The sequence below is a fragment of the Streptomyces hygroscopicus subsp. hygroscopicus genome, from assembly GCF_030269125.1.
Lineage (GTDB): Bacteria > Actinomycetota > Actinomycetes > Streptomycetales > Streptomycetaceae > Streptomyces > Streptomyces hygroscopicus_C.
Genome location: NZ_BSSM01000006.1, coordinates 307352 through 333536, shown reverse-complemented (window position 1 = coordinate 333536; position 26185 = coordinate 307352). Strand labels below are relative to the sequence as shown.

Sequence of the window (26185 nt, the reverse complement as noted above, 5' to 3'; positions counted from 1 at the left end):
GGGGGCGCGCGGACGGGAGGAAGCGGCGGGAGAAATCCCGGGATTCCTCACACGACCTGCCAGGGCGTGGTGCCTGTGGGGCTCCTGACGGCGTGTGGCGCCCGCGGGCCCCTCGTCAGCGGCCGGGCAGATGGCGGTCGAGCAGCCTTTCGAGGTCGTCGATCCAGGACTCGATCTGTTCGGCCTCGCGGGTGCGCACCGCGCAGAAGTACCGCTGGCCGGCGTAGGTGTCCACGGCCACGGTGAGCGCGAACCCGCGGGTGCGGACGTTCTGCTCGTAGGCGACCCGGGCGATGAACGGCCAAGGCAGGTCGATCGTGGCGCCGTTGAGGCCGAGGGAGATGCCCCGGGCGTCCGCCAGGACGGCGTTCTTGCGGTCCATCGCCAGGAACTCGGGCTCCTCCTGACCGGGCACCGGCTCCTGGGAGAGGGCGGTCGGGGCGTGCGGGGCGTACGCCGGCGGCGGGGGTACGGCGGTGGGCACGTACGGGGGCGGGGGAGTGGGCGCCGGGGCCGGCGGCGGGCCGGCGGCCAGCGCGTCGAGGAGGGCGGCGGGGGTGGGCCGCAGCCCGGGTTCCTTGGCGAGACAGGACCGGACGATCGGCCGCAGGGCGCCGGGGACCGCGCTCACGTCGGCGTCGTGGTGGACCGACCGGTACATCAGCGCCATGGGCGTGCCGTCGCCGAACGGCTTGCCGCCCGCCGCGGCCACCAGCACGGCGCCCAGGGCGAACACATCGGCCGCACCGGTGACATCGAGCCCCTCCGCCTGCTCGGGGGCGAGGAATCCCGGCGTCCCCATGCCCGTTCCGGTCATCGTCAGACGGGAGTTCTCGACGGCGCGGGCGATGCCGAAGTCCAGGACGCGGGGCCCGTCGGCGGCCATGATGATGTTCCCCGGCTTCAGGTCCCGGTGCACCAGCCCGCAGGCGTGGATGGCCACCAGGGCCTCGGCGAGGGCGGCGCCCAGACCGCGCAGCCGCGCCTCGTCCAAGGGGCCCTGCGCGGTGAGCAGTCCGGCGAGGGTGGGCCCGGCGATGTAGGCGGTGGCCAGCCAGGGCGTGTCCGCGTCGGGGTCGGCGTCCACCACCGGCGCCGTGTGGAATCCGCCGACCCGCCGGGCCGCCTCCACCTCGACGCGGAACCGCTCGCGGAAGCCGGGATCGCGGGCCAGCTCGGAGCGCGCCACCTTCACCGCGACCTGACGGCCGCCCCGCGATCTGGCCAGGTGGACGACCCCCATGCCGCCCTCGCCCAGCACCCGTTCGACCGTGTACGGACCCACCCGGGTGCCCGCGTGCGGCTCGGTCCCCTCCACGACGCCCTTCCCCCCTTCCCGGCCCCCACGGCATACGTCCTGCCGGCCCGAGCGGGTGTGCGGTGGGTATGCGGCGAGTCGTGCGGGCCGATGCACCGTCGATCATAAGGCGCACGTCCGACCCCGGGTGCCCGTGAGAGGCCGCCACGACGAACCGCAGGGCCGGCGGCATGCCAGGCCCCGGTAGCCCCTCCGCCCTCGACCTGATCCGCCGCAGCCCCCGCCTGGCCCGACTGGCCGCGTTCCCCCTCGACTTCGACCTGGAGCGCGCGGAACACGGTGAGGAGGTCGAGTCGGCCTCGGGCGCGCCGCTGACCGGCATCGCGGGCGACGACACCGGCGGCACCTACTTCCTCTGCGCCGGCGACGGCGTGCGGTGCGCCGACTCGGACGGCCGCGCCGGGCTGATCGGGCGCGGCGTCGAAGACGTACGGGAACTGGTGACGGGCCTGCCCGGCCGGCGGTACCACCTGGCACTTCCGCCGGACACCGGGGACGACGAGGTGACCGCGGCGGCCCGCGCGCACGAGGCCGATCCGCGCGCCTCCTACGCCCCCGGCCTCGACGCCCACCGCGCCGGACTCCTCGCGGGCCTCGGGTCTCGCCGGCGTCCCCCACGACGGGGACGACGCCGCCGGCTGATCACCGCGCGTGCAGCGCCCACCGGCTGCCGTCGACGAACTCCGACCCCGGCAGCGCGATGAGCTCGGGCTTGAACAGCGGCGGCGCGCCCATCGCGGGCTCCCAGGTCGCCAGCTTCTCGTCCTGCGGGACCTCGATGCGCCGGCCCTCGGCGAGATCGGCGACCACCCGCACCAGCAACCGCACCCCGAGCGGGGCGAGGTGCTCGCGCCACAGGGTCTCCGCGGTCGAGCCCGGCGGCACGAACAGGTGCTCCTGCGCGGCGATCGGACCGGCGTCGGTGCGCTCGGTGAGGTGGTAGACGCTGCCGCCGGTCACCTTGTCGCCGTCGCGGATCGTCCAGCGGATCGCGTCCCGGCCGCGGTGCAGCGGCAGCAGGCTGGGGTGGTAGCCGATCGCCGCGACGGCGGCCCTCGCGCGCGTCCGGCGGCCGATGAAGGCGTGGGAGTGCGCGGCGACGATGAGGTCGACCCCGTCCGGGATGTGCATCGCGCGCAGTTCGGCCGAGTCGGTCCACGGGAGGCTCCTGGGGTACGCCCACGCGCGCAGCCGGTCCCAGGACAGCGCGTTGGTCTCGTCGCAGTGCCCCTTGCGCAGCCGTGGCGCGGCCACCCCCGCGATCCGGTGCCCTTCCTCCCACAGGGCGTCCGCGACCTGCACCGCGAACGCCCCCTGTCCCGAAACGTAGATGTTCACTGGATCGCCGCCTCTTTCATTCCGCGGGGGTCGGGCCGAAAACGCACCGGCAGCGTGGAGTACCCGGTCAGGAAGTTGGACCGGATGCGTGACGCCTCGCCGGTCTGCTCGAAGCCGGTCGTGAAGTCCCTCAGCGCCAGGAGCAGTTCGGAGATCTCCACCTTGGCCAGGTACGAGCCGAGGCAGAAGTGCGGGCCGTAACCGAAGGCCAGGTGCTTGTTGGGGGTGCGGCCGAGGTCGAACGTCCCGGGACGGTCGAAGACCCGCTCGTCCCGGTTGCCGGAGGCGTGCCAGAGCGTGACGATCTCACCCGGCCGCAGCCGGGTGCCGTGCAGTTCGGTCTCGCGGACGACAGTGCGCCCGAAGTGCATGGTGGGCGACGCCCAGCGCAGCACCTCGTCCACGGCGGTGTCGATCGCGACCTCGCCGTGCTTGAGCCGTCGCCACTGCTCGGGCCGGGCCGCGAGGGTGTGCACGCCGTCGATCATCGTCAGCCGGCTGGTCTCGTCGCCGCCGATGATCAGGCTGTAGCAGTTGAGCACGATGTCCTCGTCGGACAGTGGCACCCCGTCGATGGAGCTCGCGACCAGCATGCTGATCACGTCGTCGCCCGGCGACGCCCGCCGCTCCTCGACCATGTCCATGAAGTACAGCAGGATCTCGTTGCGGGCCATCTCGGAGTCGACCTCGTCGACGTCCTCGGTGTCGGCCGACAGCGCGGTCTTGGTCTGGGTGAGGAGGTGGTCCCGGTCCTGTTCGGGCACGCCGAGCAGGTTGGAGACCGTGGTCATCGGGATACGGCTCGCGATCTGTTCGGCGAAGTCGCAGCCACCGGTCTCGACGGCCTCGCGGATCAGCCGCCGGGTGTTGACCCGCACCGCCGCCGCGACATCGCTGAGCACCCGCGGCGACAGCACCCGCTGGAGTATCTTGCGCAGCTCGTGGTGCCGGTGTCCGTCGGTGACCGCCAGCATCCGCCCTGCCCCGGCGTCACCGCCGCCCAGCAGCGTGACCAGCACGTTGCCGCGCTCGGAAGTGAGGTTCAGATCGTCCCGGTAGGCGTCCACGATGTCGTCGTAGCGGGAGAGGACCCAGAATCCGCGGCGGCCGTCGACCGGGGGGTTCCAGTGCACCGGCGCGGTGTCCCGCAGGGTGCGCCAGAACCCGTCGAGGTCGTGGTCCGCGAAGGTGTTCGGGTCGCCCAGGTCCACCGTGGCCGGCGCCGGGGTGCCCGCGGTCACCATTCCGTGCGCCAGTAGCGACGCGGCCGGAACGGGTACGTGGGCAGCGGCACGCGGTGGCTCGCCTCGCCCTGGTGCAGGGCGCCGAAGTCCACCCGCCGGCCGTTCACCCAGGCGGCGGCGAGTTCGAGCAGCGCCCGCTCGTCGTCCGTCCGGGACGGCACGAGCCCGTTGTCGTCGCGGGCGAGGGAGTCGGTGCCCCCCTGCGGCGCGGCGCCGGTCGCGGCGGCCGGGCCGTGGGCGGAGCCGGTGGACAGCGCCTCGATCAGCTCCTCCCGGCTGCGGACCACGGCCGCCCACCGGCGTTCCATCATGCGGCGCCCCAGGTTGAGGCTGAAGCACACGTCGTCCAGACGCAGGTCCGGGTCGGCCGCCAACCGGTCCCGCAGCCGGGCGCGTTGCTGCGCCAGTGCCTCGTCGTCCAGGGCGGACAGCGTGGCCAGCCGGGGCCTGCCGACGGCCTCGGGGGTGCGCTCGGCGAGGGCCGGCGGCTCCTCCAGCACCAGGTGCCCGTTGTAGCCGCCACCCCCGATCGCCGTGATCCCCGCGCGGCGGATGCCGGCCTCCGGCCGCCAGTCCGCCGGCTCCAGCTGCGGGGTGAACGGGGTGCTGGGGAAGTCGATCTCCGGGTCCGGCTCGGTCAGGTTGATCGTCGGTGCCAGCGTCCGGTGGTACAGCGCCATCGCGGCCTTCATGGCGCCGAAGCCGCCCGCGACCACGCCGCCGTGGCCGACGTTGCCCTTGACCCCGCCGATCGAGCAGGTGCCGGTCTGCTTGCCGAACGCCATGCCCACCGCGTGCACTTCGAGCTGGTCGGTGATCGGCAGCCCGAGTCCGTTGGCCTCGTACATGGACACGGTGTCCGGGGTGACGCCGCCGACCTGCATGGCGGCCGCGATGCACGCGCTGAGCCGTTCCGGCTGCGCCAGGCCGTAGGCCATCGCGCTCACCCCGTTGTTGTTGATGGCCGAGCCCTTGACCACGGCGTAGACGTGGTCGCGGTCGGCGACGGCCTGGGTCAGCGGCTTGAGCAGCATCGTGACGACACCGCTGGAGAGGGAGGCGCCGGTGCCGTTCGCGTCGAACGGGCGGCAGTGGCCGTCCCTGGACAGGATGCGGCCCTCCTCCCACAGGTGGCCGCGCGGGTGCGGCAGGCGGACCATCGCGCCACCGGCGATCGCCATGTCGGTCTGGCCGAGCAGCAGCGACTGGCAGGCCAGGTGCACCGCGTAGTGGAAGCCGGCGCAGGCGGTGGTGACGGTGACGGCCTCGCCGGTCAGCCCGATGTAGTACAGCGCGTTGGACGTCATGGTGTCCGGCGACCACGCCAGGCCGTGCTCGATCGCCTCCGGGCCCACCGACACCCGGTCCGGCGGGGTGCCGTAAAGCGCGGCGGTCTGCGGGTTGTTGGCGCCGTAGACGCCCACCTCGCCCCGGATCCGGTCCGGGTCGTACCCGCCGTCCTCGAGCGCCTCCCAGGCACTCTCCACGAACAGCCGGTTCTCCGGGGTCATCGCGGCCGCCATCCGGTCGCTGATGCCGAACACCGAGGGGTCGAACGCGTCGTACCCGTCGAGCGTGCCGCAAGCCCGCACGTAGAAGGGGTTGTTGACCAGAGTCTCGTCGACCTTGATCTCGTCCTTCTCCAGGAAGCGCACGGACTCCCTGCCGTGCACGAGGTTGTCCCAGAACTGTTCCTTGGTGCGGGCGCCGGGCGCCTTGCACGACATGCCGATGACGGCCACGTCGCCCGGGTCGTAGTCCTGCTCGGGACGGTCGGACATGAGGGGCTCCTGATCGAGTCGTCGGTGTGGTGGCTCAGTTGCCGGAGGCGGCGCGGCCGCGCAGCGCGGCGCGGCGGACGGCGGCGCGGCGGCGGGCCGACTCGACCACCTCGGGGGTGGCGTCGCCCTCCTCGTCGAGCCAGCGGCCGAGGGAGTGGATGTCACGGAAGCGGAAGAGGTCGGGCACCCGGACGCGACGGTCGAAGCGCCGGGTCATCAGCCGGGCCAGCCGGACGAGCAGGAGCGAGTCGCCGCCGAGGTCGTAGAAGGCGGCCCGGACGTCGATGCCCGCCGGTTCGAGGCCGAGCAACTGGCCCCAGATCTCCGACAGCGCCACCTCGGTCGGCGTTCCGGCGGCCGTCACGGGCCCGGCACCGGCGGCCGGCGGCTCGGGCAGCGCCGCGCGGTCGAGTTTTCCGGCGGGCGTCGACGGCAGCTCGTCGAGGAGGACGATCGCCTGGGGCACCATGTACTCGGGCAGTTCGGCGGCGAGCTTGCCGGTGAGGGCCGCCTGGAGCCCGGCGTCCGTCCGGACGCCGCCCCGGGCGTCGCCCTCGGCCACGACGTAGCCGACGAGCCTGCGGCCCCGGACGGCGGCGGCGGCCTCCCGGACCCCGGGGCAGCCGGTCAGCCGGGACTCGACCTCCTCCAGCTCGATGCGGTGGCCGCGCACCTTGACCTGGTTGTCGGTGCGACCGACGAACTCCAGTTCACCACTGTCGGTCCGGATGACGACATCGCCGGTCCGGTACATGCGCGCGCCGTCCACGAACGGGTCCGGCACGAACCGCTCGGCGGTGGTCTCGGGCCGGTTGAGATAGCCGTGGGCGACGCCCGCGCCGCCGAGGTACAGCTCGCCGGGCACACCCGCCGGCAGCGGTTCGCGGTTCTCGTCCAGCACGTAGAGGCGGGCCCCGGCCGCGGGAGCGCCGATCGTGGGCTCACCGGTCCCGTCCCTCGGCACCGGTCCCAGCGTGCAGAAGACGGTTCCCTCGGTGGGGCCGTAGGCGTTGAAGACCTGGTCGGCGCCGGTCTCCGCGTACACCCGGTCGACCAGCCCGCGCCGCAGCGGCTCGCCGCCGAACACGACCGTGCGCAGGTTCGGCGGCAGCCCGCCCGCGTCGAGCAGGGCGTTCATCACCGACGGGATGGCGTGCAGCAGCGTGACCCTGTCCACGTACGGACTCTCGGGCAGGTGGACGGTGCTCTCCACGAGCACGACGGCGCCGCCCAGGCTCAGCGCGGGGAAGATCTCCATCACGGACATGTCGAAGCAGATCGAACTGGCCGCGCAGACGCCGCCGAGGTCGCGGTCGGCGAGCGCCAGGTCCCAGGCGGACAGCATGGCCGCGCAGCCGCTGTGCCGGATCGCCACGCCCTTGGGGCGCCCGGTGGTGCCCGAGGTGTAGATCACGTAGGCGGTGTCGGCGGGTACGACGGGTACGGGCCGCTCGCCGGGCTCGGTCGTCACGGTGCCGTCCAGCACGACCAGGGTCGGTCCCGCGGGGCAGTTCGAGCGGGACGCCGGTGTGGTCAACAGCAGCCGGGTGCCGCTGTCCCGGACCATGAGATCCAGCCGCTCGGCCGGGTACCTCGGGTCCAGCGGCACGTAGCAGGAACCGGCGCGCAGGGCGGCCAGGATGCCGACGACCAGGTCGGGTGTGCGCTCGACGCAGACGCCGACCGGGACACCGGGACCCGCGCCCTCGGCGACGAGCCGTTCGGCCAGCGCCCGGGACCGCTCGTCCAGCTCGCGGTAGGTCAGCACGCCGGCGTCGGAGTAGATCGCGGTGGCGTCCGGGTTCTTCCCGGCCTGTTCGATGAACCTGGTGTGCAGGGTCTGGGTCACTGGTCCGTCTCCTCAGGACGGCCGCCCGGCGCGATGTCGTCGAGTGCCAGGTCGGGATGGGCGATCGAGTCGAAGAGCACGGTGCGGTAGAGCGTGAGCAGTGCCGTCACGGTCCGCTTCTCCAGGTAGCTCGGTTTGTACTGGACGTGGCCGACGACTTCGCCGCCGATGTCGGCCATCGAGATCTCCAGGTCGAACTTGGCGAGGTGCCTGCGCACGGGCAGCGGCTCCAGCGGCAGCGCGCTGCCGGGGGCGATGGTGTCGCCGATGCCGTGGAAGAGCTTCACGGAGCGCGGAAAGGCGTCCGAGGAAAGCCAGTTGAGCACGACGTCGAACCACGGGGACCGGCCCTCGGCCCGGGGCGGCTTCAGGGCCTGGGCCAGCAGGTCGAGCGGGTAGTTCATGTGCTCCAGCAGGCCGAGCGAGAACGCGTGGACCTCGCGCAGCAGTTCCCGGAAGCTCCGGTCACCGGCCGGGTTCGCGCGTACCAGCACCGTGTTCAGGTAGTAGCCGACGGCGGACTCCCGGCCGGGTTCGCCGCGCTGGGCGATGGCGGTGGCGAGCACGGAGTCCTCGACGCCGGCCGCGCGGTTGAGCGTCGCGAAGAACCCCGCCAGCACGACGGTGCTGATCGACACCCCCTCACGCACGGCGAACTCCCGCAGTCGGACCGTCTCCTCGGGACTCCAGCGGAAGGTGAGGTCGCGGCCCTCGTAGGTGACGCCTGGCGGGCGCTCCGTGGGGGACAGGTCGAGGTGGGCGGGCGGATCGGCGAGGCGCCGCGACCACCAGTCCAGTGCCGCCTCGGCCGCCGGGCTCGCCAGCCACTGCCGTTCCCACTCGACGAAGTCGGTGTAGGGGGCGACGGGTTCGCCGTCGTCGGGACCGACGCCCTCGTAGAACCGCTGGAGTTCGCGGATCATCACATCGGCCGACGCCGCGTCGGACGCGATGTGGTGCACCAGGACCAGCAGGTAGTGGTCGGCCGGCCCCCGCTCCATCAGGACGACGCGCACCAGCGGCCCGTTGTCCAGGTCCATCGGCAGGTGACCGTAGACCGCGAGTTCCTCGCGGGCCTGCTCGTCGTCCAGGTGCGTGCTGTCCACGACGAGGAACTCGTACTCCGGCTCGTCCAGGATGACCTGGTACGGGTTGCCGCCCGCCTCGACGAAGACGGTGCGCAGCGCGGGATGCCGCCGCATCACGGCCGTCATGGCGCGGTCCAGCGCCTGTGCGTCGACCTCGGCCCGGATCCGGGCGGCCACCATGAAGTTGTACGGCACGGCGTCCGGCGCGATCTGCTGCATGAACCACAGCGAGGCCTGGCCGTGCGACGCCGGCGCCAGTTCGAGACCGAGACCGTCGGCGCGGAGCTGGTCGAGGGCCGGGGCGTCGGTGGGGTCGAGGAGGCCGCGCGCGGCGAGTTCGTCGAGGAGTTCCTCGGCGTCCAGGTCGGAGAGGTCGTCGAGGAAGGCCAGGGCGGGCCGGGGAGGGGGCGCGGGTGTCGGGTCGGCCGGTGTCCCCGGGCGGACGTACGGCGTCCGCGCCGGGTCGGCGTGCGCCGGGGGAGCCGGGGCGACCGGGGCCGACGCGGTGGGTCCCGGGGGGAGGGGCGCCCCCGCGCCCGCCGCCGTCCCGTCCACCGTGCCCGCACCCGCGACCAGCTCGGTCAGATGCCCGACGAGTTCCGGTACGGTCCGCCCGTCGAGGAACACCACCGGCGACACCCGCTGCCCGAACAGCGACTGCACCCGGTTGACCAGGCGGATGGCCAGCATCGAGTCGAGACCGAAGTCCCGCAGGCTCGCCCCCGCGTCGAACCGGTCCTCCGGCACGCCCAGCACGTCGGCGATCTCGCCGAGGACCAGTTCCTCCACCGACCTGTCCGGTGCGGTCGTACCCACCGGCTCGGCCACGGCCGCCTCGACGGGCGCCGGGGCGGCGTCGACGCGAGGCGCGGGAGCGGGCGCCGGTGCCGCGTCCAGCCAGTAGCGCTCCTTCTGCCACTGCACGAGCGGGGTCTCCACCACCTCGACGTCGTCGCCGAACAACGCGTCGAAGGTCAGCGGGATGCCCCTGACGTGCAGCGAGGCGGCCGCCTCCAGCAGGCACCGCAGATCGCTCTCGCCGCGCCGCAGGGAGTTCACCGCGTGCACCCGTGCCCCACGGGTCACCGCTATCTCCTCGACCGCGCCGCGCAACGTCTCGTGCGGGCCGATCTCCACGAAGGTACCGACGCCGTCCGCGACCAGCGAACCGATCGTCCGGGCGAACCGGACCTGGTTGCGCAGGTTGTGCACCCAGTAGTCGACGTCCACGACCGGGTTGACCGAGTCGGCCAGCGCCGTGGAGTGGAAGTCGATGGTGCCGGCCGAGGGCGTGATGCCGGCGATGAGTTCGCGCAGCGGCTCGATCAACGGGTCCATGCCGGGGCTGTGCACCGGCCGCTCGACCCGGATGTTCCTGGTCGAGATCCCGGCCCGCCGCAGATCGGCCTCCAGCGCCCGGACCGCGTCCGGCGAACCCGAGACCGCCGCGCTGGTGGGGCTGTTGACCACCGCCACGGCCGCGTGCCCGGCGTACGGCGCGAGCCACGGCAGCAGCTCGCGCTCCGGCAGGTCGACCGAGATCATGGCACCGGGAGCCGCTTTCCGTTCGAGCAGATGCGACCGCGCCACGACGACACGGGCGGCGTCGTCCAGCGACAGCGCGCCCGCGACACACGCGGCCGCGACCTCACCCAGGCTGTGGCCGACGACGGCGGCCGGCCGGATGCCGAGCCCGAGCCAGACCTTCGCCAGGGAGACCTGCAACGCGAACAGGACCGGCTGCTGGAAGTCCATCTCCTCGAACCTGGCCTCGCCGTCCGGCGCGTCGAGCTGTTCGAGCACCGAGCAGCCGCCGGCCGCGCGTACGGCGGTGTCGCAGGCCCGCATCCAGGTGCGGAACCCGGGGTGCGCGCGCATGAGTTCGCGGCCCATGCCGACCCAGTGCGTCCCCCCGCCGGAGAACACCAGCGCCACCCGCCGGTCGGTGTTGCCGAAGACCGTGCCGGTGAGGACGTCGGGGTGCGGGCGGCCGGCGGCGAGCCGGGCGAGCCCGTCCAGGACGTCCTGCCGGCCGGCGGCGAGCAGCGCCACCCGGTGGTTCTGGTGGGTGCGCCTGGTCGCGAGCGTATAGGCGAGGTCGCGGACCCGCAGGCCGGGGTCGCGTTCGACGTGGTTGGACAGCTCGCGGCAGGTGTCGGCCAGCGCGGCCGCGGAGTGCGCGGAGACCGGTACGAGACAGAGCCGTTCCTCGCCCGCGGCGCCGCCGCCCCGGCTCGGCGCGACGTGCCGCCCCCGGTCACCGGCGAGGAAGGGGCCCGCCGTGACGGGGTGGCCCGCGGCGTACAGCGCGCCGAGCGAACCCAGCAGGGTCAGGGCCTCGTCGGCACCGCGCCGGAGCGAGGGCAGGGTGGCCGCCGTCAGGATCTCGGACACGGACTTGAGGAGGACCGGGTGCGGACTGAGTTCGATCACGGCGTCGACGTCGTGGTCGCGCAGGTTGGTCAGGGCGTCGACCATCCGGATCTCGGAGCGGAGGTTGTCCGCCCAGTAGTCCGGCCCGAGTTCCGTGCCGTCGACGCGTTCGCCGGTGACCGTCGAGATCATCGGGATGCGCGCCGTCCGGGGACCGAGGCCGGCGAGTTCGGCCCGCAGCGGGGCGAGGACGTGGTCGACCAGCGGCGAGTGCGGTGCGTGGCCCATCCGCACCCGGTGGGTGGTGACGCCCTCTTCGGTCAGCCGCCGGACGAGTGCGTCGATCTCCTGCGGAGTGCCGGTGACCAGTGTGGAGTCCGGGCCGTTGCGGCCGGAGACCGTGAGCTGCCCGGTGAGGTACCGCTCGACGGCGTCGGCGCCGGTCGTGACCACGATGCCCTCGCCGCGGCCGACGGCCAGCTGCTGGAGCAGCCGGCCGTGGCAGGCGGCAAGCCGGGAGGCGTCCTCGAAGTCGAGCGCACCGGCCACGTGGGAGGCGGCGAACTCGCCGACGCTCTGTCCCACGACCACGTCCGGCTCGACCCCCAGCGAGCGCCAGGCGTCGGCCAGCGCGACCTGCATGGAGAAGAGCAGCGGCTGGAAGACGTCCATGTCGTCCAAGCGCCCGTCCGAGGACAGGAGCTGGTCCACCAGCGAGAAGCCGAGCAGTTCCCGCATCCGCCGGTCCGAGCGCATCATGGACCGGCGGAACACGGGCATTCCGGCGAGCAACTGCCGTCCCATTCCCACCCATTGGGACCCGTTGCCGGAGAACAGGAAGGCCACCCGCGGCCGGTGTCCGCTGGTCTCCCCGGTACTCAGCCCGGGGGCCGTCGTACCGGCTTCGAAGGCGTCCAGTTGCGACCGGAGTTCGCTCATGTCGCGGGCGGCCGCCGCGAGCCTGAACCTTCCCGCCCCGGGCCGCCGCCCGCAGAGTGCCCGCAGATCGTGCTCGTCGCGCAGCGCCCGGACCCGTTCCGCCAGTGCCTCGGGGGAGTCCTCGGCCAGCAGCAGCAACCTTCCTTCGGGACGCGGCAGTTCCTCGACGGCGACGTGGCAGATCGCGCCGCCGAAGCCGAAGGAACTGACGCCCCCGCGGCGCGCGTCGGACCGGCGCGGCCACGCGGTGAGCCGGTCCTGCACCGTGAGGTGGTAGTCGTCGAACAGGATCTGCGGGTTCGGGGTGGCGTAGTGCAGGCTCGCGGGCAGCACGCCGTTGCGGATCGACAGTGCGAGCTTGACCAGGCCGACGATGCCGGCCGCCGCCTCCAGATGTCCGACGTTGGACTTGACGGACCCGAGCCGCAGCGGCGTCCGGCGGTCGCCGCCCAGGACCGCGCCGATGGCGTTGGCCTCGATCGGGTCGCCGAGCGGGGTCGCGGAGCCGTGGCACTCGATGTAGTCCACCAGGGACGGCGCGATGCCGGCCCGGCGGTACGCGGTGCGGAGCATCAGCTCCTGCGCCTGGGGATTGGGCGCCGTCATGCCGTTGCTCAGCCCGTCGTTGTTGGCCGAACTGCCCTTGATCAGGCAGTAGACGGGCAGCTCGCGCTCCAACGCCACGCTCAGCGGGGCGAGTACGACGACTCCGGCGCCCTCACCGCGCACGTAGCCGTCGGCGCGGGCGTCGAACGTCTTGCAGCGGCCGTCCGGGGCGAGCGCGCCCATCTGGTCCATGGCGGTGTAGTAGTCGGAGACGAAGCTCAGGTTCACGCCACCGGCCAGCACCAGCTCGCTCTCGCCCATCCAGATCGACTGGCAGCCCAGGTGCACGGAGACCAGCGATCCGGCACAGGCGGCGTCGATGGCCATGCTCGGGCCCTGAAGCCCGAGGACGTAGGAGACGCGGTTGGCGATGATGCCGTCGTGCATGCCGGTCGCCGTGTGCGGGGTGATCTGGCTGTCCGGGCCGCGATAGTGCGCGAGCGCCGCGTAGTCGCCCCAGCAGGAGGCCATGAACACCCCCGTGTCGCTGCCGACCAGACCGAGCGGCGCGACCCCCGCGTCCTCCAACGCCTCCCAGGCCAGCTCCAGCACCAGGCGTTGCTGCGGGTCCATCTGGACGGCTTCCCGGGGCGAGATGCCGAAGAACAGCGGGTCGAAGCGGTCGATCCCGTCGATGAACCCGCCCCAACGCACCCTGTCGCCCAGGAGTTCGCGCCGCGCGGCCGGCACCGGCCCGACGGCATCGCGGCCCTCGGTCAGCAGCCGCCAGAAGGAGGAGGGATCAGGACCGCCCGGGAACCGGCACCCGATGCCCACGATCGCGACGGGCTCGTACGGCGCCCCGCGGCGGTCCCTGCCGGGAGCGGCACCCTCCTCGGCCCGCGGCGGACCCTCGACCAGTGCCCGGCACAGTTCGTCGACGGTCGGGTACTCCCACATCCAGGTGACCGGAACCGGCCGGCCGAGGAATTCGGACAACGAGGCGGCGAGAGTGGCCGCCTTGGCCGAGTCCAGTCCGTACTGGTGCATCGGGGCCCAGCGGTCCACCGCGTCCCTGGAAACGTCCAGCAACTCGACGAAGCGAGAAAGCAGAAAGTCTGTTACGGCACGCACGTCGCGCGCTCCGCGCTCTTGGGGCATTTCGCTCCTCGGCAGGGCGGATGGAATGGGTCGGCCGGTCGGCCCGGAAATCGGGAGATGGCTGGCGGCACGGAGAATCACGCGGTCGCGTCGAGCGCTTCGACGCGTGACCACGCACGCGGAATCAGCCGTCAGGCGCTGATGGAAGGAGTTGGAGGGAATGTGCCGAGCGATCGCGCATCCGAGGTCAGCGGATGGCTGTCGACTCACGCTCGACGGATCGTGCCGCCTCGTACCCGAAGGCGGAGCTGCCGAAAACCCAATGACTGCACTGTGACCGCCCCCGTTGAGTCATACCCGACAGAATCAGCTCACGGTCAATTGCGTTCGACTGCGAAAAAGCGCACGCGAAACCCCTCACGTGCACGGACACTGCCGATGGGCACCGCGGTCCGTATCACCCCGGACGAACCGCATGACGAGGTGCTCACCCGATCGGCGAACGTCAGCCTGCCATCCGGTGATCGGTGAGACAAGAGTGCCTGCTGGCCGGAAGGCGCACTGGCAGGATTTCGCTCCCCCGTGGCCGGTTCTCCGGGCATGCCCGAGGGCAGACCACATGAACTTCGTCTTGTTTCAAGCCAGTTGGAAAACAGGCGATTGACCTGTGTGATTCGCGGTGATCGTCTTAGGGGGTTCTTGTCCTGGGGAGAGGGAGCCGCACCGCCATGCTCAACACGTCGTCACCGGGGCGGGTCCTGTCGCACCGGCCGGGCCTGGCGCTCGGGGTGCTGGCCGGGGCGCTCGCGCTGGATCTCAGCGGAATGGCCGTGCTGAACGCGGCCCTGCCGTCGGTCGGAGCCCGTTTCGACCTGCGCGACACCGCGCTCCAGTGGGTCATGACGGCCTACTCCGTCACGTTCGCCGGATTCCTCCTGGTGGGCGGCCGACTGGCCGATGTGTTCGGCCGGCGGCGGGTCTTCGAGGCCGGAGTCGCGCTGTTCACGCTGGCCGCACTGGCCGGAGCCGTGGCGCCGGACGGCGCGGTGCTGCTCGGCGCGCGGGCGGTCCAGGGCATCGGCGCCGCCCTGTCGGGGCCGGCGGCGCTGGCCCTGCTCACCGAGGTGTTCCCGGAGGGCCCGCGGCGCGGCCGTGCGCTGGGCGTGTACGCCGCGGTCGGCGCCGCCAGCTTCAGCGGCGGGATGCTGCTGGGCGGCGTCCTGACCGAGTTCCTCGGCTGGCGCTCGGTCCTGTGGTTCTCGGTGGTGCTCGGCGCGCTCGTGCTCACGGTCACCCGGACCGGACTGCCCGACGGGTCCGGCACCAGGGTCCCACTGGACATGGCCGGCGCCATGTGCGGCACCCTGGGTCTCGCCCTGCTCGTGATCGGTGTGAGCCTCGGCGGGGTGTGGGCGGGGGCCCTGATCGCCGCCGCCATGGTGTTCCTCGTGCTCTTCGCCGTGCACGAACACCGCACGCCCGACCCGCTGTTGCCCCTCTCCCTCTTCCGGGTCCCCTCGGTGCGGCTCGCCACCGCGGCCGCGTTCCTCCAGTACACGGCGTCGGTCGGGATCGTGTTCTTCGCGCCGCTCTACCTCCAGGGCATGCTCGGCTACTCGCCGGTCGAATCCGGTCTCTCCCTGGTCCCGATGTCCCTGACGGTCTTCCTCACGGCCACCTTCGCCACCGGACGCCTGCTGGCCAGGTACAGCCCGCGCGCCCTGATGGTCACCGGTCTCCTCCTGATCGGTGCGGGCACGGCCCTGTGGATGACCACCCCGCCGCACGGCAGCTATCTGCTGCACGTGATGCCCGGCCTGGTGATCAGCGGCTTCGGTCAGGGCCTGAACTTCCCCGCGATGACCACCTCCGGCCTCGGCGACGTCCCCCCGAACCGGCACGCCGTCGCCGGCGCCGTGAACGTCGTCGCCCAGCAGATCGGCTCCAGCGCGGGAGTCGCCGCCCTGGTCCTGCTCGCGGCGACCGCCGATACCCGGCTGGGGGGCTATCACCTCGCGTATCTGGCCGCCGCGCTCGCCTGCGCGCTCGGCGCCGGAGGCATCGCGCTGGCCCGGCGGAAGTGAGTGCTCCGGCGCGGAACGCTCCGGACCGCGCCGGCCTCGATCCCCCGGAGGGCGTCGGTCCTTCTCCTGGTACGCGGTCACAGTCTGGCCTCCCTGGTCCTGCGCCGGGTGCATCCCGAACGAGTGACCACACCGGGACGCCCGCCGTCCGAAGCACCCACCCGCACTGTGGGCATGCGGGGGCCGGGGGTACGGCGCGCGCTCGCGCCGCGGTCCGGACCGGTGGTCAGCCCCCCGACAACAGGTGCAGGCGCAGGGCGAGTTGGAGTTCCAGCGTCTGCTCGGGGGTGTTCCAGTCGGGGCCGAGCAGGGCCTGGATGCGGTCCAGTCGCTGCACGACCGTGTTCACGTGCACGTGCAGTTCCTCCTTCGCCCGGGTCAGGCTCCCGCCGCAGCCGAAGTAGGCGCGCAGGGTGCGGACCAGGTGGGTGCCGCGCTGGGCGTCGTACTCCAGCAGGGGCCCCAGGGTGGCGGCGACGAAGCCGTCCACGTCGTGGTCGTCGCCCAGCAGCACGCCCACGAAGCCGAGTTCGGCGGCGCACGCGCCGCCCCCGGTACGGCCGAGCACATGCATGGCCTTCAGACAGCGCACCCCCTCGGCGTGCGCGTCGGCGATCGCCCGCGGCCCGGCCGCCGGGCCGGCACCGGCCACCGTGACCTCCGCGCCCGCCAGCCGGCCGAGCTGCGAGGCGGCGGCACGGGCCGCCTCGCCCGGCCCCGGGCCGGCGCTCGGCAGCAGCAGCACCACGGCGCCCTCGTGGACCGCGCTGACGCCGCCGCAACCGAACAGGTACTGCACCGCGGCGTCGGCGAGCCGTTCGCGCGCCGCGTCGCCGGTCCGGGCGACGAGCAGGAAGTGGGGCCGGTCGAGGTCGATGCCGAGGCGGTGGCCGCGGGCCACCAGGCCGGCCGGGTCGCGGTCGGGCGCGGTGAGCAGATCGGTGACCAGGTCGCCGCGGACGCGGTTCTCGGTCTCGGCGACCGAACGCCGCAGCAGGAGCAGCAGGGAGGTGACGACGCTGCTCCGCTCGAACAGGCGCCGGTCGGGGTCGTCGAGCTCCGGCCGCCCGTACAGGACGAGGCAGCCCAGCAGTTCCTGTCCGGCCAGTACGGCGCAGACCCAGCGCCCGTCGCGGAACACCGCGTGGGCGGCCGCCCGTGAGGTCTCCGCCGCGGCGACCAGCGCGGCCGCCTCCGCGGCGCCGCCGGGGTCGTCCGCACCCCTGGTGAACGCGCCGCCGCCGACCGCGGTGAGCGGCCACCCGGAGCCGTCGTGGACCGCGACGTCCCCCTTCAGCAGGCCGGCCACGGCGGCGGCCACGTCCGACACGTCACCGCCGCGCAGCACGAGATCGGTGAGCCGGTCATGGGATTCCGCGGCCCGCTGCATGGCCGCGGAGTGCTCCCGGATCACGGCGTTGGCCTCGGCGAGTTCGGCCAGGGCGATCCGTGCGTCGGCCATCGCCTTGGCGGTGTCGATGGCGATGGCGGCGTGGTCGGCCAGCGAGCACAGCAGGGCGACCTCTTCGGGGGCGAACGTGCGGGGCGTACGGTCCGCCGCGAACAGCGCCCCGATGACCTGGCCGCCGCTCCCCGACCCCAGCAGCAGCGGCACCCCGAGTATCGCGACGAGGCCCTCGTCCAGGACGCCGGCGTCGATGCTGCCGGTGTGCAGGAAACGGCCGTCCGTGCGGTAGTCGGGGGAGGCGTAGGGACGGGCGGTCTGCGCGACCAGGCCACCGAGCCCCTCTCCCATTTGCAGGCGCAGCTTCTGGAACAGCTCCGAGACCGAGCCGTCGGTGACCCGCATATAGGTGTCCCCGGCCTCCTCGTCCGCCAGCGTGAGGTAGGCCGTGTCCGTGCCCAGGAGCATCCTCGCCCGCCGGACGATGGAGTGCAGTACGGCGTCCAGGTCGCGCAGGGCCGCCAGGTCGCCCGCGGTGTCGAAGAGCGCGGTCAGCTCCGCCTCCCGGCGCCGGTGCTGCCGCAGCGTGTCCCGCACCCGCAACGCCGCCTCGGCGGCCCGCTCGACCTCCGCCAGGTCCTGGGCCCCGGCACCGGCGCGGCGCGCCTCGGCGGCCACGGTGCCCAGTTCCTCGGCGGGGGCGCCCGCGGCGAGGAGTTCGAGCAGTCGGCGCAGGTGCGGGGCGACGGAGGTGGGACTGTGCGACATGGGCGGGCAACCGTTGCTGAGTCGGGGGCACTTGACCGGCGAGCGGCGGCCCGGGAGTGATACCGGGCCGTCGGGTGGACACGACGATCGGGCGGACCCGAACGTCAGGTGGACGCGGCCGTCCGCCGGTCCGTGGCGGTCCGTTCGGTGGCACCGTCCGTTTCGATCGCGGCCAGGTCCCTGCCGCGCGTCTCCCGGGCGGCGACGACGGCGATCACGGTGATCAGGGCGGCCAGGCCGACGTACACCGAGACCGGAGTGGAGTCGCCGTAGGAGCTGAGCAGCGCGGTGGCGATCAGCGGGGCGGGGGCACCGGCCGCCACCGAGGAGAGCTGGGCCCCGATGGACGCGCCAGTGTAGCGCATCCGGGTGGCGAACAGCTCGGAGAAGAAGGCCGCCTGGGGCGCGTACATGGCGCTGTGGAAGATGAGTCCGACGGTCACGGCCAGGACCAGGGCGGGGAACGACCTGGTGTCGAGCAGGGCGAAGAAGGCCCACGACCACAGGCCCACGCCGACCGCCCCCACCAGGTACACGGGCTTGCGCCCGACCCGGTCGGAGAGGGCGCCGAACAGCGGGATCAGGCAGAACTGCACGGCGGAGCCGATCAGCACCGCGTTCAGCGACGTCTGCTTGTCGATCTTGAGGTGCTCGACGCAGTAGGTGAGGACGAAGGCGGTGATCACGTAGTAGGAGATGTTCTCGGCCATCCGCGCGCCCATCGCGACCAGGATGTCCCGCCAGTGGTCGCGGACGACCGCGACCAACGGCGGCCGCTCGGCACGCTGTTCCGCCTTGCGTCGCTCCGCCGCGGCCAACGCCTCCTTGAACAGCGGGGACTCGTCGACGGACAGCCGGATCCACAGGCCGATCATGACCAGTACGGAGGAGAGCAGGAACGGCACCCGCCAGCCCCAGGAGTTGAAGGCGTCGTCGCTGAGCACGGTGGTCATCAGGGACAGCACCCCGACGGCGACCAGGTTGCCGGCCGGCGCGCCGCCCTGCGGCCAGGACGCCCAGAATCCGCGCCGCTTCGCGTCACCGTGCTCGGACACCAGCAGCACCGCTCCGCCCCACTCGCCGCCGAGGGCGAAGCCCTGGATCAGGCGCAGCGTGGTCAGCAGCAGGGGAGCCGCGACGCCGATCGTGCGATATCCGGGGACACACCCGATCAGGGCGGTGGAAAGCCCCATCATCAGCAGGCTGATCACGAGGAGCTTCTTGCGGCCCAGGCGGTCACCGAAGTGTCCGAACACCACGGCGCCGACGGGCCGGGCGACGAAACCGATGGCGTAGGTGAGGAAGGACAGCAGGGTCCCGGTGAGCGGATCCGACTCGGGGAAGAACACCCGCCCGAACACCAGGGCCGCGGCCGAACCGTAGAGGAAGTAGTCGTACCACTCGATGGTGGTCCCGATCAGACTGGCGGCGACGATTCTGCCGAGCCCGGCGGAGGGCGGGGGAGCGGTGTTTCCGGAGGCCATGTGCGCCACTTCCTTGTGTGCGGTGGGGAGGGGGAACGTGTCGGCACACCGTAGAAACACGCAGGTCAGGCGCATATGTGGCGGGGCAACATAGTTCGAGTCCCGCCTATGCGTGCGGCCACCATGCCGACGCGGGCGAGAACCGCGGTGGAATCGGGGGGTGTCCGCGCGTCCGGCTCGGAAATCGCTGACCGCGCGGGTGGGCCCGGCGGACCGCGCGGTGAGAGCCGCGAGCGGGTCCACCCTCGGGAACCGGCCCGCGACTCCCGCGCGGACACGGCCTCCTCCGGCAGGCCGCGGCCGGTTTCCCGGTGCGGGCGGATGGAGCGGCGTCGGGCCTGTCCCGGTTCTCCGTCGAGGGCTCGCCCGAGCCCCGCTCACCCCTCGTGGCCCGGCCCTTGCGGTGGGCCGGAGGCCAGGACTCTGGCGGTGAGGTCCGCCAGCTGGGCCCGCATCCTCTCCCGCGGCACGCGCTCTTCCCCGGCCAGGTGTTCGACCAGGTCGGCTCGCGTGGCGGCGAGCAGGGCGTGGGCGGTGAAGCCGCTGTCGGCCAGGCCGGGAATCTGCTCCAGCACGCTCTGGAGCAGGCTGTGCCACCGCTCGTAATGGTCCGCCTGGTACGGGCTGCCGCTCCCGCTTTCCTCCAGGGCCGTCGCGAGGCCCCGGTTGTCGAGCTTGAAGCACAGGACGGCGTCGAGCAGGGCGGGCACGCGATCTCGTGGTGGGGTGGCGGGGCCCAGGGGCGGTGGGCCGGCCTCGACGGCCTCCCTGATCGGTTCGAGCCGCACCTCGTACAGCGCGCGGAGCAGCCCGGCGCGATCGCCGAAGGCCCGGAAGATCGTGCCCTTGCCGACGCCGGCCGCTGCCGCGACGTCGGCCATGGTGACGTCCTCGGGGCTTCCGCGGCGGGCGAAGAGGGCGTCGGCGGCCGCGAGGACGGCCTCCCGGTTGCGGGCGGCGTCCTTGCGGGATCTGCGCTCGGGCATGCTGCTCCTTCGTTTGCAAAGCGGACCCGTGGTCCGTATCGTCGAAACGGACCCGCAGTCCGGATTCTACGAGCTGGAGGACACCCATGTCCGCACCGACTTCCCCGGCGGAGCTGTACCGCCACAGCCTGCGACTGCTCCTCGACAAGGACATCCCCGCGTGGGTGGCGCTGTGGGCCGAGGACGGCCTCATGGAGTTCCCCTTCGCCCCCGACGGCTGGCCCCGGCGTCTGGAGGGCAAGGAGGCCGTCGCCGCCTACATGCGCCCCTATCCCGACCACATCGACCTGCACGACTTCCCCGACCTGCGGATCCACCAGACCACCGATCCGGAGACCATCGTGGTCGAGATGCGCGGCGTGGGCCGGGTGGTGGGGACCGGCGCTCCCTACGACATGACCTACGTCGCCGTCGTGACCGTCCGGGACGGGCGCATCACCTCCTATCGCGACTACTGGAACCCCCTCGCCGTCATCGGGGCGGGCGCCGACTTCACCGGGAGCAGCCGATGACCACCGCCGGCACCACCTTGGTCATCGGTGCCACCGGCACCACCGGCAGCCGCACCGCCGCGCAGCTGACGGCCGCAGGCCACCGCGTCAAGGCCGCCAGCCGCAAGGCCACTGCGGTCGCCGGCGCCGAGCCGGTCCCCTTCGACTGGTACGACCCCGCCACCCACACAGCCGCCCTCGACGGAGTCGACCGCGTCTCCCTCATCCCGCCCCTGGGCGAGGCCGACCCGGCGGCGGTCATGCTGCCGTTCCTCCGGCAGGCCCGCAGCATGGGCGTGCACCGCGCGGTACTGCTGAGTTCCTCGGCGATCCCGCGAGGCGGCCCGGCGGTGGGAGAGGTGCACCAGGCCCTGCCCGAGTTGTTCGAACAGTGGGCGGTACTGCGGCCCTCGTGGTTCATGCAGAACTTCACCGGCACGCACGCGCACGCCGTGAGCATCCGTGCGGAAGGCACCATCTGGACCGCCACCGAGAGCGGCCGGGTCGGCTTCGTCGACGCCGAGGACATCGCGGCCGTGGCCGTCCGCGCCCTGACCGACGAACAAGCCCCCGACACCGACCTCGTCATCACCGGCCCCGAGGCACTCGGTTACGACGACATCGCCAGGATCGTCACCGAGGTCACCGGCCGGACCGTGGTCCACCGCCGGCTGTCCTACGAGCAGATGCGTGATCGCCTCGCGGCGCGGTTGCCGGTGGAGTTCGCCGCGATACTGGCCGGCATGGACCGTGCCATCGCCGAAGGGGCGGAGGACCGCGTCACCGACACCGTCCAACGCCTCACCGGCCGCCCCGCGCACACCTTCCGGGCCGTTCTCGCAAGGGAGACGCGACGCGACGACTGACGCTCCGGAAGCCGGCCCGACCGGCCCCGGTGCCGTTCGTCCGACGGCGGCTCCGGTGCACCTCGCCCGGTCCTGTGTCCGTGCCGACGGCTAGTCTTCGGCGACACGCGCGAGTCGGGAGGAGCGGTCATGGTCGAGGATCCTGTCGACCTCATCCGTCTGGAGGGGAACGGCAACCGTGTCCTTCTCCGGATCACGGGGAAGGAGGAGCGGAGGCGTCCCACCGAGGCCGATGTCCTGGTCGGAGAGTTCGTCGTCGATACGCCCTTCGTCCGTGGCACCCTCAGGACCTGGATCTTCCCCGAGGACCTGCGCCAGTGGCAGCGGGCCCTGGACTCGCTCGACGTGGGCCGGGACATCGCCTGGCGCGAGGGAGGACGCGCTGCGTGGCTGTTGATCGAACGCGACGAAGACGACGACGACCGGTGCCAGGTCACGATCAGGGACGATTCCATGTCCCTGACGACGGTGACGGTCACCGTCCCCCTGGCGGACGCCTGGTTCGACGACGCGTACCGACGCCTGGACTCGGTCCGGGAGACCTGGCCCATGACCGAGGACTGAACGAGCGCCGACGACCGAGGTCGCCGGCCTCAGGGGGCCGGGGACCCGCCACGGGCTCGACGCACAGCCGCGTGGGGCCGGGACTCGTAGTGCAGGGCGTAGAAGCGGCCGTTCTCCTCGTACCCGGTGGGGTCGCCGCCCATCGCCCGTACCGCCGCGATCGCGTAGCGCTGCTCGCGCGCGTCGGTGAAGAGGCGCTGCGGATAGAGGCGCGAGGCATCGACGGTGGTGCTCAGACCGTGTACGGCCAGTGCCCCGGCGATCGGCTCGTACGACACCGTCCGCAGCACGAACGCGCTGACCCACACCGGTCTGCGGGCGCCCTCCAGCAGGGCCGTGAACGTCCGGGCGGTGACGTAGCTCCCGCCGCCGGTCAGGGTGACGAGGCCGACGTCGGCGAGGGCGCGGCTCAGACCGGGGCCGGGCGGGCCCTGCTCCAGGTCGTCGGTGAAAGCGGCGTCCAGCAGACCCACCTCCAGCGCGTACCGCGCGGCGGGAGCCGAGACGTCCAGACCGTACACCGGCACCGCGTCCGGTCGGCGGCGCGCGGCGTAGAACGCCTTGTCCGACGCCGTGAGTTCCGCCGTCGACATGGTCCGGCTGCCGGGGGAGGTGTACCGCTCGCACATCTCGGCCAGCGTCACGTCATGGTTGAGCAGCGCGGCGTTGATTCCGTAGGAGCAGCACAGGTCCAGCACCGCCGTCCCGTGGGTGCGTGCGTCGTCGAGCGCGGCCCGGTCGGCGGCAGCCCGCCGGAAGACCGGCTGGGCATGGTGCGGGATCTCGTACTCCAGCGGAGCCAGCCGTCCGAAGTACGCGCGGGGGTCCGGCCGGCCGTAGATGTCCTCGAACCGCGACTTGCCGCCCGTGACGCCCTCGGTACCGCCAGAGCCAGCTCCGGCCATGGCGTACTCCTTCTCGTGCGACGCCTCCCCCCGTCCATCATCGCCCGTCTCCCGCGCCCGAAATGCCCGCCACACCGAGGGGCCGCGCACCCGGTCGCTCCGCAGCGCCGACCGCACGGCGACGACGCCCCTCGCGACACCGGCGGCGGCCCGCGACGTCGCGCCACCGTCCGCCCGGAAGACCACCGCCACCGCACGCGCGGTCGAGTCCTACGGCCCCTGCGAAGGCGCTCCACGTTCCGGACCCGCGGATGCCGTCGCCCCGGCGGGGACGGGGAGCCGCAGTGCCATCAGCCAGCCGACGACGGCCAGTACGGCCATGCCGAAGGCCGAGACGGTCAGCGCCTGTTCCCTGGCACGTGCGTTGATCCGTACCAGCCCGCTGGCCGCGCTGCCCGTGATGCCCCGTGCCGACGCCCTCGCGCGCAGGGCGTCGTCGGACATGGCGGTGATCTGGACCTGGTGCTCCACCGCCCGCGTCACCACTTCCTTCTGGGCGCCGGAAAGCACCCTGCTGTCGTGCACCCCGGCCTCGAACGCGTACAGCAGCGATGTGGTCATCAAGGCACCGGCGAGCGCGACTCCGAATGAGCTGCCCAGATAGCCGGCCGTGTAGGAGAGCCCTGTCACGTCGCTGACCTCGTCCCGCTCGGGCGCCGACTGGACGAGGTCGGTGAGTGTCGTGGCCATGCCCCGGCCGAGTCCGATGAGGAGAACTCCCGGAGCGAGGGCCAGGCCCACCGCCGCCACACCCTGCGCCCGCGGACTGAACAGGACGGCGACGGCCACGCAGCCGACGCCCATGCAGAGGAACGCCCCCATCGCCGCGGCACGGTGGGTCGTCCTCGCCTGCCCGATGCGCCTGGCGGTCGGCGGGGCTGCCAGCAGGAGCCCCAAGCTGATCGGAAGCAGCACGATCCCGCAGTGCAGCGCGCCGAAGCCGAAGGTCGTCTGGAGGAACACCGGCAGCAGGAAGAGCACGCCGTTGGGCACCAGGATCAGCATCGACTGGGTGGAGATCCCGGCGCGTACCGTACGGTTCCGCAACACCGTGACGCGGACCAGCGGATCCCTTCCGCTCCTGCCGACACGCAGTTCCCGCCCGGCGAAGACAGCCAGCACCGCCAGTCCCGTGCCCGCCAGGAGGGGAACGGGTGACAGACCGCCACGCACCAGCAGCGTGTGGCCGAGCACCACGACATCCTGCCGGGCCTTCAGCAGGCCGTACCGCCCTGCCAGCAGGGCCGAGACGACGAGCAGGACCAGCCCTGTCGTGGACAGCAGCACCCCACGGGTGTCGAAGGGCTGTCCGGGGCGTCCCGGGAACGACCCGGCGTCGGCCGTGTACCGCATGGACCAGGTCACGGCCAGGGTGATCACGGCTCCCAGGAGGAACGACACGCGCCAGGTCAGGTAATTGGTGACCAGACCGCCCAGAACGGGACCGGCCGCCGCGCCGATGCCCGAGGTCATGGCCACGGTGGACAGCACCCGGGTACGCGCGGCCCCGGTGAAGGTGGTGGTGAGCATCGCCATGAGCGCCGGAAGCATCAGGGCGACGCCGAGTCCCTGGAGCATCGACCAGCCGAGCAGGACGAACGGCAGGCTCGGGGCGAAGGCGGCGATCAGCGCGCCCAGCACGAAGACTCCGCCGCCGGTGACGAAGGTCCGCCGGTACCCGTGGCGCGTGCCGAGCTTGCTGCCGCTGATCACGGACGCGGCGACCACCAGCGCGTACAGCGAGATCGCCGACTGCACACCGACCAGTGTCGTGCGCAGGTCCCTGACGAGCGCGGACAGGGCCACGTTCATGGCGGTGGCGGTGTAGTTGATCAAGAGGTTCTCGGTGGCGAGGAGGAGGAACAGCGTCCTGGAGGCCGATGACATCCCCTCCTCGGTCGGTCCGCCGAGCCGCCGCGCCCCGTTTCGCCCATGCACGAATGCGTCCCACCGTTCGATCGCTCGCCCGAGGCGGGGCCTGCCGCGCCGGGACCGGCCTCGTCGTTTCCGATTGCCCGGTTCAGGGTGCACGCCGTGCCCGCCGTGGGCCTGGGGGACGCGCCCGCACAGATCCGAGCGGGCGACACCGCCGACCCGTGCTCCGCGCCGGAAGGGGGCGCGCCGGCCGTGACGTGCCGGGGGACCGCCGTTCCGTGACGTGCCGGGAGTCCATCGCCGCGGGGTCCGCGCGAGCCCGGCCCGGCCCTCCGCATGGTCGTCGACCCCCGCGTTGTCTCGGTCGGACCTCATGACAGGTATGACATAGTCGCTTCAGGAGCTTCAAGCAGGTGGGGAGTAGTCATGTCCGTCGAGTGGGAGCCCGTTCGCCAGGCTCGCACGCATGAACTCGTGCTGGAGAGCATCGAGCAGCGGGTGGTGGCCGGCGAGCTCAAGGCCGGGGACCGGTTGCCACCCGAGCGTGAGCTGGCGCCGGTCCTCGGCGTCAGCCGGTCCGCCCTGCGGGAGGCGCTGCGCGTGCTGGAGACGATCGGCGTGCTGGTCGCCCAGTCCGGCCGTGGTCCCGACGCCGGAGCGCGCATCGTGCGGAACCCGGACGACGCCCTCGGCCGGCTGCTCCGCCTGCACGTCGCGCTGGGCAGCTACAGCCTCCAGGACGTCCTCGAAGCGCGGGTCACGCTGGAACGCCACAGCTTCGAAGCCGCCGCCGGGAACGCCCCGTTGGAGGACATCGAGGAGGCGGAGCGGATTCTCCACCGGATGCGGGCGCCGGGCGTGGAGGTGGAGGAGTTCAGCGACCTGGACACCCGGTTCCATGTCCTGATCGCCCGTGCCTCCGGCAACCAGCTCATCTCCACCCTCACCGCGGCCGTACGTGAGTCTGTGCGGCCGATGATCCTCCGGGCCCTGGAGGCGGCCGAGGACTGGCCCGCGACGGCGGGCGCCCTGAACGACGAACACGCGGAGATGCTGCGCCTGTTGCGCGCCGGCGAGGGAGTCCGGGCGGCCGACGTGGCCGAGAAGCACATTCGCGGCTTCCACGGCGGGCTGGTCGACGACAAGCACTGACCGCGCGCGGCCGGGCGCGTGCGGGTCG

At 72.7% G+C, this 26185-nt stretch carries 17 protein-coding genes; 6 read left to right on the top strand and 11 right to left on the bottom strand.

What is annotated here, in order from left to right; all coding sequences use genetic code 11:
* Window positions 1-115: 115 nt before the first annotated feature.
* Window positions 116-1318: a serine/threonine-protein kinase gene (locus QSK45_RS16725; RefSeq protein ID WP_285557583.1), complete on the bottom strand. Its 1203-nt coding sequence runs from the start codon at window positions 1316-1318 to the stop codon at window positions 116-118.
* A gap of 170 nt (window positions 1319-1488) precedes the next feature.
* Between QSK45_RS16725 and QSK45_RS16720 the strand changes: the two genes are divergently transcribed.
* Window positions 1489-2022, top strand: a complete 534-nt coding sequence (locus QSK45_RS16720; protein ID WP_285557582.1) for a hypothetical protein — start codon at window positions 1489-1491, stop codon at window positions 2020-2022.
* On the opposite strand, the gene QSK45_RS16715 is transcribed toward QSK45_RS16720, so the two are convergent.
* Genes QSK45_RS16715 through QSK45_RS16695 form a run of 5 tightly spaced genes read right to left on the bottom strand, consistent with a single transcriptional unit; the run spans window position 1961 to window position 13610 of the window.
* On the bottom strand, window positions 1961-2656 hold the full coding sequence (locus QSK45_RS16715) for a formyltransferase family protein (protein WP_285557580.1): 696 nt from the start codon (window positions 2654-2656) through the stop codon (window positions 1961-1963). The genes QSK45_RS16720 and QSK45_RS16715 overlap by 62 nt on opposite strands.
* Window positions 2653-3897, bottom strand: a complete 1245-nt coding sequence (locus QSK45_RS16710; RefSeq protein WP_285557705.1) for a cytochrome P450 — start codon at window positions 3895-3897, stop codon at window positions 2653-2655. Before QSK45_RS16710 ends, QSK45_RS16715 begins: the two co-directional genes overlap by 4 nt.
* Window positions 3894-5681: a type I polyketide synthase gene (locus QSK45_RS16705; RefSeq protein WP_285557578.1), complete on the bottom strand. Its 1788-nt coding sequence runs from the start codon at window positions 5679-5681 to the stop codon at window positions 3894-3896. Before QSK45_RS16705 ends, QSK45_RS16710 begins: the two co-directional genes overlap by 4 nt.
* Before the next feature lie 34 nt (window positions 5682-5715).
* On the bottom strand, window positions 5716-7530 hold the full coding sequence (locus QSK45_RS16700) for a non-ribosomal peptide synthetase (protein ID WP_285557576.1): 1815 nt from the start codon (window positions 7528-7530) through the stop codon (window positions 5716-5718).
* The gene (locus QSK45_RS16695) at window positions 7527-13610 is read right to left on the bottom strand and encodes a type I polyketide synthase (protein ID WP_285557574.1); all 6084 of its coding nucleotides are present in this window, start codon (window positions 13608-13610) and stop codon (window positions 7527-7529) included. Before QSK45_RS16695 ends, QSK45_RS16700 begins: the two co-directional genes overlap by 4 nt.
* Window positions 13611-14305: 695 nt before the next feature.
* Between QSK45_RS16695 and QSK45_RS16690 the strand changes: the two genes are divergently transcribed.
* Entirely contained in the window at window positions 14306-15661 is a 1356-nt protein-coding gene (locus tag QSK45_RS16690) for an MFS transporter (RefSeq protein WP_285557572.1), read from the top strand.
* 226 nt (window positions 15662-15887) lie between these two features.
* Here QSK45_RS16690 and QSK45_RS16685 read toward each other — a convergent pair whose 3' ends face one another.
* The 3 genes from QSK45_RS16685 to QSK45_RS16675 form a co-directional block, all read right to left on the bottom strand.
* Window positions 15888-17834, bottom strand: coding sequence for a helix-turn-helix domain-containing protein (locus QSK45_RS16685; RefSeq protein WP_285557571.1), 1947 nt, complete (start codon window positions 17832-17834; stop codon window positions 15888-15890).
* Between the two features lie 104 nt (window positions 17835-17938).
* Entirely contained in the window at window positions 17939-19318 is a 1380-nt protein-coding gene (locus QSK45_RS16680; protein WP_285557569.1) for an MFS transporter, read from the bottom strand.
* 377 nt (window positions 19319-19695) lie between these two features.
* On the bottom strand, window positions 19696-20304 hold the full coding sequence (locus QSK45_RS16675) for a TetR/AcrR family transcriptional regulator (RefSeq protein ID WP_285557567.1): 609 nt from the start codon (window positions 20302-20304) through the stop codon (window positions 19696-19698).
* A gap of 86 nt (window positions 20305-20390) precedes the next feature.
* On the opposite strand from QSK45_RS16675, the gene QSK45_RS16670 reads away from it, so the two are divergent.
* From QSK45_RS16670 to QSK45_RS16660, 3 genes are all read left to right on the top strand, one after another.
* The gene (locus QSK45_RS16670) at window positions 20391-20816 is read left to right on the top strand and encodes a nuclear transport factor 2 family protein (RefSeq protein WP_285557565.1); all 426 of its coding nucleotides are present in this window, start codon (window positions 20391-20393) and stop codon (window positions 20814-20816) included.
* Window positions 20813-21661, top strand: a complete 849-nt coding sequence (locus QSK45_RS16665; RefSeq protein WP_285557563.1) for an NmrA family NAD(P)-binding protein — start codon at window positions 20813-20815, stop codon at window positions 21659-21661. Before QSK45_RS16670 ends, QSK45_RS16665 begins: the two co-directional genes overlap by 4 nt.
* A gap of 129 nt (window positions 21662-21790) precedes the next feature.
* Complete coding sequence (locus tag QSK45_RS16660) at window positions 21791-22225, top strand: DUF5959 family protein (protein ID WP_285557561.1); 435 nt, start codon at window positions 21791-21793, stop codon at window positions 22223-22225.
* A 29-nt stretch (window positions 22226-22254) separates the two neighbouring features.
* Here QSK45_RS16660 and QSK45_RS16655 read toward each other — a convergent pair whose 3' ends face one another.
* Together QSK45_RS16655 and QSK45_RS16650 are read right to left on the bottom strand one after the other, a co-directional pair.
* A complete protein-coding gene (locus QSK45_RS16655) occupies window positions 22255-23130 on the bottom strand; it encodes a hypothetical protein (protein ID WP_285557560.1) in 876 nt (291 codons plus the stop codon).
* A gap of 210 nt (window positions 23131-23340) precedes the next feature.
* The gene (locus QSK45_RS16650) at window positions 23341-25017 is read right to left on the bottom strand and encodes an MFS transporter (protein ID WP_285557559.1); all 1677 of its coding nucleotides are present in this window, start codon (window positions 25015-25017) and stop codon (window positions 23341-23343) included.
* A 414-nt stretch (window positions 25018-25431) separates the two neighbouring features.
* Here QSK45_RS16650 and QSK45_RS16645 point away from each other — a divergent pair, with 414 nt between their 5' ends.
* On the top strand, window positions 25432-26157 hold the full coding sequence (locus tag QSK45_RS16645) for a FadR/GntR family transcriptional regulator (protein WP_285557556.1): 726 nt from the start codon (window positions 25432-25434) through the stop codon (window positions 26155-26157).
* Window positions 26158-26185 lie beyond the last annotated feature (28 nt).

Bases quoted from the DNA above. Each gene is read 5' to 3' on its own strand.
- QSK45_RS16720 (WP_285557582.1), top strand. From the start codon at position 1,489: ATGCCAGGCCCCGGTAGCCCCTCCGCCCTCGACCTGATCCGCCGCAGC.
- QSK45_RS16705 (WP_285557578.1), bottom strand. From the start codon at position 5,681: ATGTCCGACCGTCCCGAGCAGGACTACGACCCGGGCGACGTGGCCGTC.
- QSK45_RS16690 (WP_285557572.1), top strand. From the start codon at position 14,306: ATGCTCAACACGTCGTCACCGGGGCGGGTCCTGTCGCACCGGCCGGGC.
- QSK45_RS16685 (WP_285557571.1), bottom strand. From the start codon at position 17,834: ATGTCGCACAGTCCCACCTCCGTCGCCCCGCACCTGCGCCGACTGCTC.
- QSK45_RS16680 (WP_285557569.1), bottom strand. From the start codon at position 19,318: ATGGCCTCCGGAAACACCGCTCCCCCGCCCTCCGCCGGGCTCGGCAGA.
- QSK45_RS16675 (WP_285557567.1), bottom strand. From the start codon at position 20,304: ATGCCCGAGCGCAGATCCCGCAAGGACGCCGCCCGCAACCGGGAGGCC.
- QSK45_RS16670 (WP_285557565.1), top strand. From the start codon at position 20,391: ATGTCCGCACCGACTTCCCCGGCGGAGCTGTACCGCCACAGCCTGCGA.
- QSK45_RS16665 (WP_285557563.1), top strand. From the start codon at position 20,813: ATGACCACCGCCGGCACCACCTTGGTCATCGGTGCCACCGGCACCACC.
- QSK45_RS16660 (WP_285557561.1), top strand. From the start codon at position 21,791: ATGGTCGAGGATCCTGTCGACCTCATCCGTCTGGAGGGGAACGGCAAC.
- QSK45_RS16655 (WP_285557560.1), bottom strand. From the start codon at position 23,130: ATGGCCGGAGCTGGCTCTGGCGGTACCGAGGGCGTCACGGGCGGCAAG.
- QSK45_RS16650 (WP_285557559.1), bottom strand. From the start codon at position 25,017: ATGTCATCGGCCTCCAGGACGCTGTTCCTCCTCCTCGCCACCGAGAAC.
- QSK45_RS16645 (WP_285557556.1), top strand. From the start codon at position 25,432: ATGTCCGTCGAGTGGGAGCCCGTTCGCCAGGCTCGCACGCATGAACTC.